At 40.7% G+C, this 13,648-nt stretch carries 11 protein-coding genes; all 11 read right to left on the bottom strand.

Going from position 1 to position 13,648, the window contains the following annotated elements; genetic code table 11:
* Window position 1: 1 nt before the first annotated feature.
* A complete protein-coding gene (locus T344_RS0105390) occupies window positions 2-841 on the bottom strand; it encodes an energy-coupling factor ABC transporter ATP-binding protein (RefSeq protein ID WP_027627853.1) in 840 nt (279 codons plus the stop codon).
* Window positions 842-894: 53 nt separating this feature from the next.
* Window positions 895-1,461 carry a tryptophan transporter gene (locus T344_RS0105385; RefSeq protein ID WP_004624078.1) on the bottom strand — a complete coding sequence of 189 codons (567 nt, stop codon included), beginning with the start codon at window positions 1,459-1,461 and terminating at the stop codon, window positions 895-897.
* 284 nt (window positions 1,462-1,745) lie between these two features.
* A complete protein-coding gene (locus T344_RS0105380; RefSeq protein ID WP_027627852.1) occupies window positions 1,746-3,977 on the bottom strand; it encodes an LTA synthase family protein in 2,232 nt (743 codons plus the stop codon).
* Window positions 3,978-4,105: 128 nt separating this feature from the next.
* A complete protein-coding gene (locus T344_RS0105375; protein WP_027627851.1) occupies window positions 4,106-4,693 on the bottom strand; it encodes an HD domain-containing protein in 588 nt (195 codons plus the stop codon).
* Between the two features lie 286 nt (window positions 4,694-4,979).
* Window positions 4,980-6,248 carry a Ger(x)C family spore germination protein gene (locus tag T344_RS0105365; protein ID WP_027627850.1) on the bottom strand — a complete coding sequence of 423 codons (1,269 nt, stop codon included), beginning with the start codon at window positions 6,246-6,248 and terminating at the stop codon, window positions 4,980-4,982.
* A complete protein-coding gene (locus tag T344_RS0105360) occupies window positions 6,241-7,344 on the bottom strand; it encodes a GerAB/ArcD/ProY family transporter (RefSeq protein ID WP_027627849.1) in 1,104 nt (367 codons plus the stop codon). The genes T344_RS0105365 and T344_RS0105360 overlap by 8 nt, the downstream gene beginning before the upstream one ends.
* Window positions 7,331-9,157 carry a spore germination protein gene (locus T344_RS27650; RefSeq protein ID WP_084331123.1) on the bottom strand — a complete coding sequence of 609 codons (1,827 nt, stop codon included), beginning with the start codon at window positions 9,155-9,157 and terminating at the stop codon, window positions 7,331-7,333. The genes T344_RS0105360 and T344_RS27650 overlap by 14 nt, the downstream gene beginning before the upstream one ends.
* A gap of 232 nt (window positions 9,158-9,389) precedes the next feature.
* Window positions 9,390-9,599 carry a hypothetical protein gene (locus T344_RS0105350; protein WP_242842029.1) on the bottom strand — a complete coding sequence of 70 codons (210 nt, stop codon included), beginning with the start codon at window positions 9,597-9,599 and terminating at the stop codon, window positions 9,390-9,392.
* Window positions 9,600-9,706: 107 nt separating this feature from the next.
* Window positions 9,707-10,567: an AraC family transcriptional regulator gene (locus T344_RS0105345; protein ID WP_027627847.1), complete on the bottom strand. Its 861-nt coding sequence runs from the start codon at window positions 10,565-10,567 to the stop codon at window positions 9,707-9,709.
* 188 nt (window positions 10,568-10,755) lie between these two features.
* Window positions 10,756-12,126 (bottom strand): MATE family efflux transporter, encoded by a 1,371-nt coding sequence (locus tag T344_RS0105340; protein WP_027627846.1) that lies wholly within the window; start codon window positions 12,124-12,126, stop codon window positions 10,756-10,758.
* A gap of 121 nt (window positions 12,127-12,247) precedes the next feature.
* A complete protein-coding gene (locus T344_RS27645; protein WP_034860617.1) occupies window positions 12,248-13,600 on the bottom strand; it encodes a salicylate synthase in 1,353 nt (450 codons plus the stop codon).
* Between the last annotated feature and the right edge of the window lie 48 nt (window positions 13,601-13,648).

Here is a 13,648-nt window from a genome sequence, read left to right as displayed (position 1 = left end):
GTCATTTTATTATGTTTCTGACCATTACCTCGGCATCATTTATATTAACGGGAACTTCACCCTCATATAGCTTCCTTTCAGCCAGGGCATTGGCGAGGGATGCAACCCTTGGACAGTTGACCCCGATATCCTGCAGTTTGGAAGCATCCTTCAAAACCTCCTGCGGAGAACCGTCAAGGTATATACTTCCTTCATTAAATATAAGCAGTCGTTTTGAGAACTCACTTAAAAGCATTATCTTCTGTTCAACAACTATAATGGTAATTCCCATCTTCTCGTTAAGCATCCTGAGCATACTGAAAATCTGGTGACTGCTTTGGGGGTCCAGCTCTGCCGTCGGCTCGTCCAGGACAAGTATATCAGGCATCAATGAAACAACGGCACATATAGCTACCTTTTGCTTTTGCCCTCCGCTCAATGTACTGATATTCCTATACCTTAAATCCTCAATTCCCACCATTTCCAATATATCCGTGATCCTTGCCTCAATTTCCTCATGGGGTACACCAAAATTTTCAAGCCCAAACAGGAGCTCATCTTCAACAACCGAGGAAACCATCTGGCCGTCAATATCCTGAAAAACACTGCCAACGCTTAAAGCAAGCTCTGAAGGAGAGGAGTCTACGGTATCAATCCCTTTTACCATAACCTCACCGAAAAAATCTCCTTCGAAATGATGGGGAATGACCCCGTTTACGGCATAGGTAAAAGTGGATTTACCCGCTCCGCTATTCCCTATCACCCCTACGAAATCACCTTTGTTTATTTTGAGATTAATTCCGCTTAATGCGTTTTTTTCTCCGTTCTTATATTTAAACGAAAAATTTTTGAATTCAATCATTCTTATCTCCATTTCCATTGAGCCGGAGCAATGAATGATTAAACTGCCGTGTATCAATCATCCCTGCCACGTCCCAATGCCAGTTTTAATGGTATATAAAGTACCTGCACAATTATTGAATTTACAACAGCAGTTCCCAGAACTATTACAAGAAATACGCCGATGGGCATGGTCTTTACATTAGCACCGGTATAAAATGCCGCATAGAGAATCCCTATAAAAGCCATACCGCTTGCCAGAGTACTGAAAAATGTACCAACTATCGGTTTGAGTGAAAATTTTCCGATCTGAAGCGGCAAATATACCAGTACGGCCATTACAATTGCACCCACAGGCTCACTGATCAGGTTGATGTAGGGAGTTCCTGGGAATACCTGACAGATAGCACCTGCTATAATTCCGATTATAATTGCTTCAATAAATCTCGGTTTGATTAGCAGAATTGCAAGACAATACATGGCGATAATAAAATTTGGTTTCATACCGGCTGAAAATAATGAACCTACAAAGAATTTAAGAACTGCACCTACTGCAAGCAATACGCCTACCAGAATAATGTCTGAAATTGAAAGGCCTGCTTTCTTTTCCTTTACGACTACTCTCTTCTGAGCTGTTTCCATATAAAAAACCTCCACAAATAAATATTAGTAGAGGTTTGAAGTAATTTTTAAAATAATGTCAACTTAAGCGGTTCAATTAAAATCTTAATAATATGCCTAAATTAACAAGCAGCATTTTATATGCCGCCATGGTGGATAAATTTTTACCCTTTGTCTCATCTCATCTAATCTCATCTAAACTCTTCTCGTCTCTACTTGTAAAAAATATAGCATCAAAGAGCCTGGTTTGTCAAGCTAATCTTATGGACACAACACCTATTTTACCAGCTTTACGGGAACTGCATTTATCTTTCTTTAAAGACTTCCGCATAATAGTTTTTGTCCAGAATTTTTGTTGAATAGGTAAATTTACCGTTAACCTGTTTTGCTATTGCGGTTTTATATTCTTTGGTTATTGTGGCTTCAGACTCTCCATCAGCAGGAATCAACTTTCTCAGCTTGGAATTATACCTGGCTTTATCTGTAAGCCAGCTCCAATTGGAGAAGATAACCAGCGGCGAAGCATCCGACAGGATATCTCTGCCCATAAGCAGTCTTGAATCATACTCGACCCCCATGAGGTTTGACAATGTTGGCAGTATATCCATACTGGAGCAGGGTTTGTCAATTTGAACAGGAGTCATGCCCTTTGACCACAATAGGAATATCCCTCTGTATAGCTCGAAATTCTCTTCTACCTTGTGTCCCGCCAGCTCTCCTATTTCATCCAGGGTAAGGCCGTAAGGATAATGATCCGGGCTGATAGCTATGAGTGTATCCTCAGCCACCCCTGCCTTTTCAAGTCTGGAAATCAATTCTCCCATAGCCCGGTCCAATTCAATCTGGCAGGCCAGGTACGCCTTCACATGCTCCGAATAGGGAAGGCCTTTGACAAGTTCTTTGTTTTTGCTGGCCATGGCATTTCCTCCGAAGTTATACTGGAGATGTCCGCTGACAGTCATGTAATAGGTATGAAATGGTGCCGCACCCAGATATTCATCGGTGGTCTTCTCTATCATTTCCACATCCGATTCGGGCCAGGTTTTTTTTACGTCAAGTCCATGTCCTACAGCTTTAAAGTCATAGCCCATATTGGGATGTGACACGTCCCTGTGGTAGTAAGTATATGTGTGATCATGGTAGGCTTTAGTGCCATATCCCAGTTTTTTAAGCTGATTCCCCATGCAGAAGGGCATATAGTTTCTGCCTGATACATAGAAACTCCAGACACCTGATTTGGGCACAAGTGAATTGCATGCAACATATTCCCCGTCGGAAGTACTAACTCCCCAGATAGGTGTATAAAAATCAGTAAACCTGAAGCCCTCCTGCTGCATTTTATATAATGTAGGTGTCAGCTCCTTTTTGACAGCATAGGGTGAAAAACCTTCAGCTGTTATGAATATAAGGTTCTTCCCCTTGTACATACCGGTATATTCATTCTTCCTGGTCGGTTCTACCTTTTTGAAATATCTGTGCATTGACTGTATTTCCGGGTCGGTCTCACCGGCAATCAGTCCGTCAAAATCAATATCCATTACATTATAAGCATTCTCTGCTTTCTGTGGATTTGACCGTACCGCGTTCTGAACTGTATTTTGATCGGTATTTGGGTCCTTGTGCTCCAAACTGTCCGTTGATGGATTATTAACCTGATTATCAGTGGAAAGAGCCATTTCACCCCTTTCGGAGGAATCTGTTTCATCTGCGGCATCAAAACCATCCTCTTCCGGTAATCCCTCCTCTGCAGATTGAAACCCAAAAATCAGGTGTTTCACATCAAGCCTTGTAGTGGTAAGCATACCAAATCTGTTAACAGATAAATCGGGTATTATGGCTTCAGAATAAAGGAATCTGGTGCTAAGCTCTCCGTTGTTTGCACTGTAAACCGCCAGGGTAGCAATTATCTGGATAAATAGTACGGCAGATGCAATTATCCCCTTGATACTCCAGGCAGTTTTATCTGCTGGAATAAGTTTATTGCCGAACGCGCTTATAAATATCAGCGGAACCAGCAGAAACAGTATGGGAATAATATTCTTGCCTATTGCATTGAGTATTTCCCTCCAGAACTGTAAAACCTGTCCGGCGCCATTTATCGAGAACAATGCGAAGAAAGTGGTAAAAACCTGATAGTATACCACCTGCACAATGTATATCAACGTGATGGAAGCAGTAATTATAATGGATATTACCCTGTTTACCCTGCGTTTGAAAAATGTAGATAATATGTATAGTAAAAGTCCTGAGGAGGTTGAAAATAAAATCATGTAGAACAAACCGGAGTTAAACAGGGTTTTGAAAACAGATATTTTAAATACTATTTCCATATAAATTATTGCCAGCGGGTAAAATAGAAAAAATCTGTACAGATGCAGTATCAATCCTATTTTCCCAACTTCTTCAGCCAGCTTTGGCTTTGTATGAAGTTTACCCAGTTTGCCCGGGAGTTTACAATTTAATAGATAATTTTTAGTTTTTTCCAAAAGCTTTTCTCTTTTATTATTTAAATCTGTTGTTATTTGATTGATTTTCACAAAATCATACTTCCTGTTCTTTTATATTTTTGAGTATTTTTATTGTGCCGAACTCTCAGCTTAATAAGAATCATTTATATTAATTATTATTAATTAACTCTTCAAATATTCAATCAATAAAAACATAATTACTTTTTCTTTCCTTCCAAAAAGTATGTAGCTTCCATATCGGCAGTGTTTAAGGCAAACGCCAGAGGAAACTGTTCAAATGCATCTCCCACATTTCTCTTATCCTCAACACCTGAGAATCCCATATGATATCTTATTGCAAATGCTTCCTCCCTTGTCAGCTTCATAAAACCGGTGATAATATATACGGATTTTTCACCATGCCCATAGGGCAGCCTGTCATCATACTCATATGTAGGGACACTCTGCCAGATACCGTTCTCGTCCTTTACATTCCTGGTCCCTGCCTTATAGCAATTAATCTTGCACAGGTCATGAAGCAGGCCGACAATCGCAATACTTTCCTCATCATAATCCAGCCTGTAGACACTGTGTACCCTTTCTCTCGCCAGGTAATCCTTCAGACACTCGTAAACATTCAAGCTATGCTCGACAAGACCACCCTCGTAGGCTCCATGGAATCTTGTACTGGCAGGTGCCGTAAAAAAGTCACTTGATTTGGATAAAAGATATTCCAGCAGTTTGTCGGAGCCTTCACGATGTATGTAAGTATTATATATTTCAAGAAAACGTTCTCTATAATCCATAATAATCCCCTTTTTTTCTTTAATTATATCTTACATCTGCCGGCTTATCAATTAAGTAAATGCTGAGATGCTACCCTGTAAAAACAGCGGCAACCTTTACAATTTAAAGGTTGCCGCTGTTTTTAAATCTATATGAAAAAAGCTCTGTAAATTGAAATACCGAAGGATATTATAATCAGGAGAATACAACCAATGGCCGGATATATTTTATTGTGCTTTATGTTGTATACCGCGTAACTTAACGGATATATGGAAACAAGCATTAAAACCACCAGAAGTAAATATTTCATTGTTTACCATCCTTTGTCGGATTGGTTTTTATAAGTGTACCTGTCCTGCGTATTACAAATTGTACTTCCGTTTTAATACTGGAATCCTTAAACTTTTCAAGCCACTTGTATTCTTCCCAATCCTGGATTGTTAAAAACTTCATACTCGCCTTTTCCCCAAAACCAAATACGTCACTGTTCAGAGCCAGTGCTTTACTTATGCTTTTATCGATCTGTTCTTTTAAAAAGGTCTCCACTTTGTTCTCCAAAATGGGTTTATATTCCATACTCTCATAATTTACCGTACTTTGAAGAGCCTGAATTTCTCCTTCGAGAAAAATCTTAACCTCTATGTCAGGCTTTCCTTCTTTTTTAAAATCAATTTTTGTATCGGGTTTTTTCTGCTGATTTACAATAATAGTATCCAGCAATTTTGAGTTGTAGGGATCATGAATTACATAAGATCCTGTCTCGTATTCTCCTTTTATCATCAGTAAGGCACGGGTCTCATCACCATTAAACTCACCGACCATTTTACCCCCATTAAAAATGGCAGTTCCCAGATATTCCGTTTTATTGCCGTCACTTCTTGGCAATTCACCTGCGTAATAATCGCCGGCCGATTTGATCTCATCGGTAGGCTGCCCTTCCTTTTTATAGTTTGAAAAATCATTTATTGCTGCAAGAACAGAAACAGGCTGTATCTTATGGGATTTTATGTCGTCAATGAAGCTGCCTAAATCGTTGTCGTCAAAAAAGCCGTTGACTTTTTCCATATTCATCATACCTTCCTGAGTTTTGGACAAGGCAGTACCCAGAACCGGATTTATTTCTTTAATGAAATCTCTGGCTTTACCCTTGACAACTATCATATGCATGGTTCTTCTTATTTGTCTGTCCCGTACAAAAGCACTCATCAGATTTCCCATACCCTCCTTCGCAATATCCTCCGAAACAACAAAATATTTGGAGTGACTATAGTTTATTTTTCTTGATAGAGAAGAGTTTATCATATTAACTCCTGTGTAGAAGGTCGGACAGTCCAGAGATATTACAACAAAGTCCTTGTTTCCCGATCCTGTGGAACTCTGTCCTCCCCCGTCTATCCCGCCCCCCGAACTTTTCATGGTCGGAAGTTGAACGGTTATACGAAGTTTATTGGAGATGCCCTTATCAACTCCCATCGTATAGACATATGCCCAATCATCAACTTCCAGTGCATCATAACAGGCTGTTAAGGCAGGAAGACCGGATAGTATCAGTATTAAGACCAGGATTCTACGCATTTTGAGTACCTCCTTTCTTTTTTCTAATTGCGGCAACTATAAGTGTAATCAACGGCAATACATAAAAAATGACCCAGCCATATTCCCTTATGGCATGGACATTTCCCTCAATAACACTTGTAAAATCCCTGGGCAGCATTGCCAAAGTATATAGGAGGACCGCCATGGGTCCAATAATAGGTCTCAAATCAGACAATCTGAATATTTTAGAATAGCAGCTGACCGCACAGTAAAAAAGAATTGAAATAGCAATGTGTGAAGCAAAAATCCATAAGAATAAAAAAATTGGATCCAGTCTCTGGAAAAAGGTGCCATACTTGATTCCTCTTGCCAGAACATAAACCGGTGCGATTAATTCCTGGGTAGTTTCATACGGATATGCCATACTGAAAGCCAATAAACCAAGTGCTAATATCAAACAGGAAAAAATTAATGATATAAACCCTGCTTTCTTAATATATCCTGTTCCTTGAAGCGAACCCGCAAATACTGTTAATATCATTACCTCCCCATAAGCAGAACTTCGCCGTATTCCATGAATTAAAGTTTTATCTATACCATAACCAAAAAACGGGAATAAATTCGTAGGATTATACTGAGGTATTGCAAGCAGCAGTAAGATAAAATAGGTAACAAGCAATATATAAGCCGTTAATTTTGATATTCTGGCCAGTGTTTCAAGACCTAAAAAAGAAGAGAGCACTGCAGCAATAACCACTGTCCATATCAGAATGTCCGGCGGTGTCTCTCTGAATACATATACCTTGATAACGTCCACAAACTCCCGCAAAAGCATAGCTGCTGTTTCCAGGAAAGCTGCCGCAAATACAAATGAGAAAATAAAACCTATCAGCCTTCCAAAAGAAATATCATATATTTGAATAATATCTTTACCTGGAAACCTTTTCAGCAATATATAAACAAAACTGAATACTATTATTGAAATAATAGCGGAAATAATTGTCATCTGCCAGCCTGCATTGCCAACGTAATTTGTCAGGAAAGCAGGACTTGTAAAAAATATTTTCGTGCTCATGGAAATTGTAGCCAGGCATACAGCCTCCTGGACACCAAATTTACCTTCATTTATTTCCATTGCTGTTATCATCCTTTTGTTTCGGTTCTTCTTTAAGCGCCCAGTTTTTTACATTCTTTCCCTGCTTTTGCCGGTTGGCAGTCTGAAATGGGTCAGGACGTTTATCCTGCATCCATATGGGTGTCCTTAAAACCACATCCGGATTAGCCTTGGTCTTGGGCGCCACAGGTGTCAGGAAAGGAATACCAAAAGACTTTATACTGCAGGTAATGCACCCTAAAGTAAATATGACAAAGGCTATTCCAAAAAATCCTAAAAAAGCGCCCGCAATTATAAAAAAGAATCTCTCTATTCTTATAGCCAGACCCATGCTGTAATTTGGGATAGCGAAACTTCCCAATGCCGTGACCGAAACGATTATTACAAGCATGGGGCTTACCAGACCTGCCGATACTGCAGCCTGTCCCAAGATAAGTGCCCCGACTATACCCAGGGTTTGACCGATAATACTTGGAATCCTTATGCCTCCTTCTCTTATCAGTTCAAAAGCTATTTCCATTATAAGAACTTCCAGCAGAGTCGGAAAAGGAACCAATTCCTTTGATTTGACAATTGAGGCAAGCAGTTCTGTAGGAAGCATTTCAGGGTGAAACATCACCATTGCCACATACAGGCCGGGAAGCAGTGTTGCGCAAAAAAGTCCGAACAGCCTCAGCAGTCTTAAGAAGGTTCCAAAGGGCCAGCGTGTAAAGGAGTCCTCCGAAGTGTGAAGCAATCTGAAAAACGTCACTGGAACAGCCATTGAAAATGGTGCTCCCTCAGTTATTATTACAACCTGCCCATCCATGATGAATGAAGCGGTTCTGTCAGGTCTTTCAGTTGAGAGAACTTGCGGAAACAGCATCAGCGGCCTATCTTCAATAAATTGTTCCACCATTCCGCTTCCGATGATCAAATCTGTTTTTATGCTTTTTATACGTTTTATTACTTCCTGTACTACTCTGGGACTTGCAACCCCGTCCAGATATAATATCGCGCACATTGTATTATTAATATCGCCTGCGGGAATCAATTCAGTTACAAGCTTTTGAGTTTTCAGAATTCTTCTTACAAGGGTAAGGTTTGTGCGCAAATTTTCGGTAAAGGCTTCCTGTGCACCCATTACAACCATTTCAGTCTTGGGGGATTCGACACTTCTTTTTTCATATCCTCTGGTTTCCATGACAATACATTCGGTACAGCCTTCTACAAACAGCACACTGGCTCCGCTCAATACCTGCTTGATGCATTCACCATATAAGCTCTCTTTCTTTAGATTGTGAACAGGTATGACAGTCTCTATCAAAAAATCGACAGGAGATTGCTTTCCCATATCTTCTAAAATATCTTTTGACATAAGTGTGGGAAGCATTGACAGATTTATTGAATTCTTATCAATCATCCCTTCCACATAAATCATAAAGCAATCCAGCTTTTTACCGATTTTGAATTTTCGGAAGACAATATCCTCATTTTTGGGTACTCCGAATTTCTCTTTCAGCACATTCAGACTGTAGCTCAAATCCTTTGAAATAGTATCATTTTGAGCCTGGTTTTGGTTTTGAGTCTGGCTCGGGTTTAATTTCTGATTTTCGCCATCACCTTTTCTGCTTTTATTCCACTCACTGACCCCAAGAGGCTTTATGGCATTTTTATTTCCCTTGCTCATCTCATTATTATTAAGTCCGCTATTTTTAGTATTCTGATTTGCCTGAGTTTGATTGGGAGGCTGAAGAGCACCTTCATCATCGCTTTCCAAAAGCTCAAATCCAAGGTTATGAATTTTAGGTTCCGAATATATGAATAATTTTCTCATCGCCGTAAAAATACTCATTTTGTACCGCCTCTTGCCATATTTGTTAATAAATAAATTATGTGAATGTGTCGGCCTATTTATCCATGCCAAATATATCTAGAACAAAGACGGCAATTAAAAATTTATATTACCGGATAATAAAAACAGGCAAAAAAACAACGTTCTCAAAAGTTAACGTTGTTTTTTGCCTTTATACTTTTTTATAGCTGTAATACGATGATACTATGTATCTGAACAGCTTTTACATCTTTTATTTTGGTTGTTCATTTATAGGTAGTTCGCTGATATGGTAAGTTATACATTTTGACGCTCTGGGCACCTTGGTAACTTTTGCCGCAGTTTTTTCAACTGCATCAGTTTTAATTGCCTTGGTACCGACGGTTTTGTTGTTCTTTGCGGGAGCTGCCGCCTTAACTGTCTTATTGCTGCATTTTTTGTTGGTACAATTCCCGTTTATCATAACGGATCCACATTTACAAAATTCTGCCATTAATTTCATCCCTTCAATAGTTTTGAAATTATAGTATACCATAAAAGGCTGACTTTTACACAGAATTTTATTTTTATCTATACTTTCTTTATAATGGGCAGCCAGGCTTCACACCTGTAATCCTCCGCTCTCTGATTGCCCTCAGAATATACTTCGATATCAGGCGCATCGGCATATTCATACCCTGAGGTTGGAAGCCATTCTGTTACAATACGCTTTTGAAGCTCCTGCAAGGTTTCGGGTAACGGACCTGTACTTTCAAAAATTGCCCATGTACATTCCGGCACCATATATTCGCACATCTTTTCAGGAACCTCTCTGTCAGATGCCACCGCAATAAAGTAGTCAAAATCCGTTCCGTTCATACAGGCACTGACACCTAAAAGCCCGTAGGGTTCTTTGTTCATCAAAGAAACTATTTCGGGTATAGTGCCCCTCTCGCCTGTCTCCTGCCAAAAAGCAGGAACTTCTGCAAAATTCTCTTCAATATTGATTTTGAAGTGTTTCTTTACACCTACAACTCTAAAAGCTTCTTTCTTTTCAATCCTGTAATTCATTTCCGCCTCTCCTTTAACGGTTAATTTGAAGCTGATTGGCGGAAATGCTTTGAGTATTATACCGTTTGACTTTGCTTCTGACGGCGATATTCCATGAATATTTTTAAATGCGCGGGCAAAAGCAGTTGGCGAATCATACCCGTATTTCAGTGAAACATCAATTATTTTATAATCGTTGTTCTGTAAATCAAGGGCCGCCCGCGTCATTTTTCTGCGTCTTATGTACTCCGACAAGGGAATATCGGCTATGTAGGAAAACATCCTCTGGAAATGAAAAGTCGAACAGCATGCTATTTCAGCGACTTTTTCAAGTTCGAACCCCTCTTCCAGATGGTCCTCCATATAGACAATTGCTTTGTTTAGTTGCTCAATCCATTCCATTCAATCCTCTCCTTACCAAAAAGTATAGCTTCCGGAATCTCCATGGACCTCTCTTTTTGTGCACAAAAAAGAGAGGTCCCCATCCAAATCAATACTATATTTGCGGTGCGTATTAGTCAAGTCCCACTAATGAATAAAGGCTGTCTCAAAAAAGACAGCCCTCGCCCGGCGTTGAAACAGCAACCCGATCACGCATTCCTCTGCCGCAGAAAATGAAATTCCTTTTTCACCATGAGCATTGTCCAGATTACTATAACCGCATCAATGGCAAATGATCCGTAGTAAATACCTGCAACACCCAGCCAAATGGGCACCAGCAGCATGACCGGCACATAGAAAACAAGCTGTCTCGCTATGCCTATCAGCGCCGCAGGCTTTCCTTTATCTATCGAAGGGAATAGCGTCATTGCCATAAAAATAAATGACAGGAGAGGAAGAATTGCCATATAAATACGGAAGCTCATCAACTGGGTCCCGGTGAAATCCTGAACTTTCATCATCACACCAAGAACCAGTCCCGGTGCCGCCATGGACAGCAGCCAGAACGGAAGTGTCAGTACCAGGGCCGCAACCGCAAACAGCTTATAGGCTCCAATGACCCTGTCATACTGCTTTGCGCCATAGTTGATGCCAATAGCCGGCTGAAGTGCACGCATCAAACCGAATATGGGCGTCAGCAGAAAAGTGAACACCCGGTATACAACGCCGTAAAAAGCAATATCCGCGGTTGTTCCGTATTTAGCCAACGCGTTAAATACAAATACCGACTGGACCAGGCTCATTACACTCATAATAAAGGCCGACATGCCCAGTCTCAGGATGGAGGTTCCAATCTCCTTATCCCAGCGTATGGAAATCAATTTTGATCTGAAGGATGCGCGGCCCCTTCCGAAATAAAACCAACCGATGACCGTATAAGCCAGCATCCCTATATTCGAAGCCCATGCCGCTCCTTCCACACCCAGAGGGAATATGACAACCAGAAGATATTTGGCGGCCACATCCACAAGAAGCCCTGCTCCCATCATGACGGCTGCCATTTTCATGCGGCCTTCGGCCCTTACGATCATGTTCCCGGCAAGTCCGTATATCCAGAAGAAAGAACCCAGAATGGTAATCCTGAAATAGCTGTCGCCCAATATAAGTTCCTGCCCGCTGGCACCCATTATTTGCAGCATCTGGCTTGAGAAGAGCAGCCCTAATACGATGTACACTACCGTCACTGCAAGGGAGAGCAGGTTGAGATTGCCCAGGAGCTTTTTCTGGGTATTCATATCCCGGGCTCCCAGAGCAATGCTCAATACGGCTCCCGCACCAGTTCCCAGAAGAGATCCAAAGCCCACGCTGATCTGAGACAGCGGATAGGCAACCGACACTCCTGCCAATGCGGTTTCACCCACATACCTTCCTACAAAAAAAACATCCAGCATGGAATTCATTCCATACAACACCATGGCAACTACAGCAGGCCAGGATAAATCAACCATGACTTTCCACATATTGCCTGTTAATATGAACTGTTTTTGTTTTTCTTTTTGATCTGTTAATACACCTTCCACGTAAATCCCCCAATCTCTTATAAATCTCATATTGCGAGAATGGTTAGCAACAGCTAACTGTATATTATTATAAACGCTTTAATTAATTTTCTCAGCTCCGATGTGTTTACTTTCAATCCAATCAGACAGATAGTTGTATATATCGCTTCTGTTCTTCAACCAATTGTCCTGCAATACTGCTGACCTTTTCCAGGGTTTCCGCCAGCTCCCTTTCGGGATTTGACATTTCAACAATTCCGGCTCCTACCCTGACCCAGGTTTCTTCCTCATTCTGAAATATGCTTCTCAATACCAGCGCTGCGTCCAGGGTTCCATTGCTATCATAGGTCAGCACACCGCCGCTGTATAAATCACGTGCATCCTTCTCAATCCTTCCAATTGCTTCAATTGCTTCTTTTTTAGGGATTCCGGAAGCAGTAACAGCCGGAAACAGCTTGAAAATTGCATGCCATGGATTGTACTCGGCCCTGAGCTTTCCTCTTAATCTGGAACCCAAATGCTGTACTGTTCCACGTTCCATAACCGACATAAACTCCGTTACCGCTACCGAACCCGGCACACACACCTGTTCCAGCTCTTCATCAGCCAGCTTTACCGAAATGGCATGTTCGGCTATTTCCTTTGGATCTTGCAGTAATTCTTTTTTTAAATTTTTATTTGTTTTTGAATCTCCGGTCAAAGCCCTGGTTCCTGCAAGAGGAAAGGTATAAACAGTACCGGAAGCATCCACTTCAGCAATGGTTTCGGGGCTAAAGCCCGTCACCTCTAAATTGGGAAAACTGTAAAAGTATGACCTTGCCGGAGTGTTTCTGTGCCTTCCGTGTATGTAAGTCTGCAGCATATCCAATCTGCTGTGCACCGGAATTTTTCTGGACAGGATGACTTTCTGGTATTCTTTATTTCCTATCTCTTTCACAGCCAGTCCAACGATATTCTTATAATATTCTTCGTCAAATAACAATACTTCTTTCCCATCATAAAACGTAACGTTTTCTTCCTTCTCACCGTTTAGAAATACATTGAATATGTTTTTCTCCATGGTTTTTATATAGTCCTCATTCAAAGCCCTCAGCAGGATTGTTTCCTTATCGATTCTATATTCCCTGTCCGGTATGATCAAATGAAGAAGCTCTCCAGTTTCGGCTCCAACGTTAAGACCATATATGTATCTTGCCAGCCCGAACTTTGCAATTCCATATGCTCTCCAGGAATCAACCTCTAAGGATTTGAATAGATTATCGAGGTCCCGGCAGAGATCAGATACCTTCATACTCTGTCCGGCGTTCTTCCTTTTAATAACAATCTCTTCTGCAGTAACTATTATCTCACTATATATCCCTACGCCCACAGAGACACAATCATTGTTTTCATATAAATAAACATTATCCTTTTCACCGCTGCATAAATGGGCAGCAGTCTCGTAAACTGTATTTCTGATCTCATTTGGGATGTTTTTTTCATAATATTTTCTCATAAATAACCTCGCTTTCAAAAATCAAATTAACGGGTGGTGCCGGTTAAT

Origin of the sequence: Ruminiclostridium cellobioparum DSM 1351 = ATCC 15832, assembly GCF_000621505.1 — a bacterium.
Classification (GTDB): Bacteria; Bacillota; Clostridia; order Acetivibrionales; family DSM-1351; genus Ruminiclostridium; species Ruminiclostridium cellobioparum.
Note: the sequence above shows the minus strand (reverse complement) of the source record. Positions and strands in the feature narration are given on the sequence as shown.

Excerpts from the sequence above, each read along its gene's own strand:
- T344_RS0105350 (WP_242842029.1), bottom strand. The coding sequence starts at position 9,599 with ATGATAAACGGGAATTGTACCAACAAAAAATGCAGCAATAAGACAGTT.
- T344_RS27650 (WP_084331123.1), bottom strand. The coding sequence starts at position 9,157 with ATGAGTATTTTTACGGCGATGAGAAAATTATTCATATATTCGGAACCT.
- T344_RS0105375 (WP_027627851.1), bottom strand. The coding sequence starts at position 4,693 with ATGGATTATAGAGAACGTTTTCTTGAAATATATAATACTTACATACAT.
- T344_RS0105365 (WP_027627850.1), bottom strand. The coding sequence starts at position 6,248 with ATGCGTAGAATCCTGGTCTTAATACTGATACTATCCGGTCTTCCTGCC.
- T344_RS0105360 (WP_027627849.1), bottom strand. The coding sequence starts at position 7,344 with ATGGAAATAAATGAAGGTAAATTTGGTGTCCAGGAGGCTGTATGCCTG.
- T344_RS0105345 (WP_027627847.1), bottom strand. The coding sequence starts at position 10,567 with ATGGAATGGATTGAGCAACTAAACAAAGCAATTGTCTATATGGAGGAC.
- T344_RS0105390 (WP_027627853.1), bottom strand. The coding sequence starts at position 841 with ATGATTGAATTCAAAAATTTTTCGTTTAAATATAAGAACGGAGAAAAA.
- T344_RS27645 (WP_034860617.1), bottom strand. The coding sequence starts at position 13,600 with ATGAGAAAATATTATGAAAAAAACATCCCAAATGAGATCAGAAATACA.
- T344_RS0105385 (WP_004624078.1), bottom strand. The coding sequence starts at position 1,461 with ATGGAAACAGCTCAGAAGAGAGTAGTCGTAAAGGAAAAGAAAGCAGGC.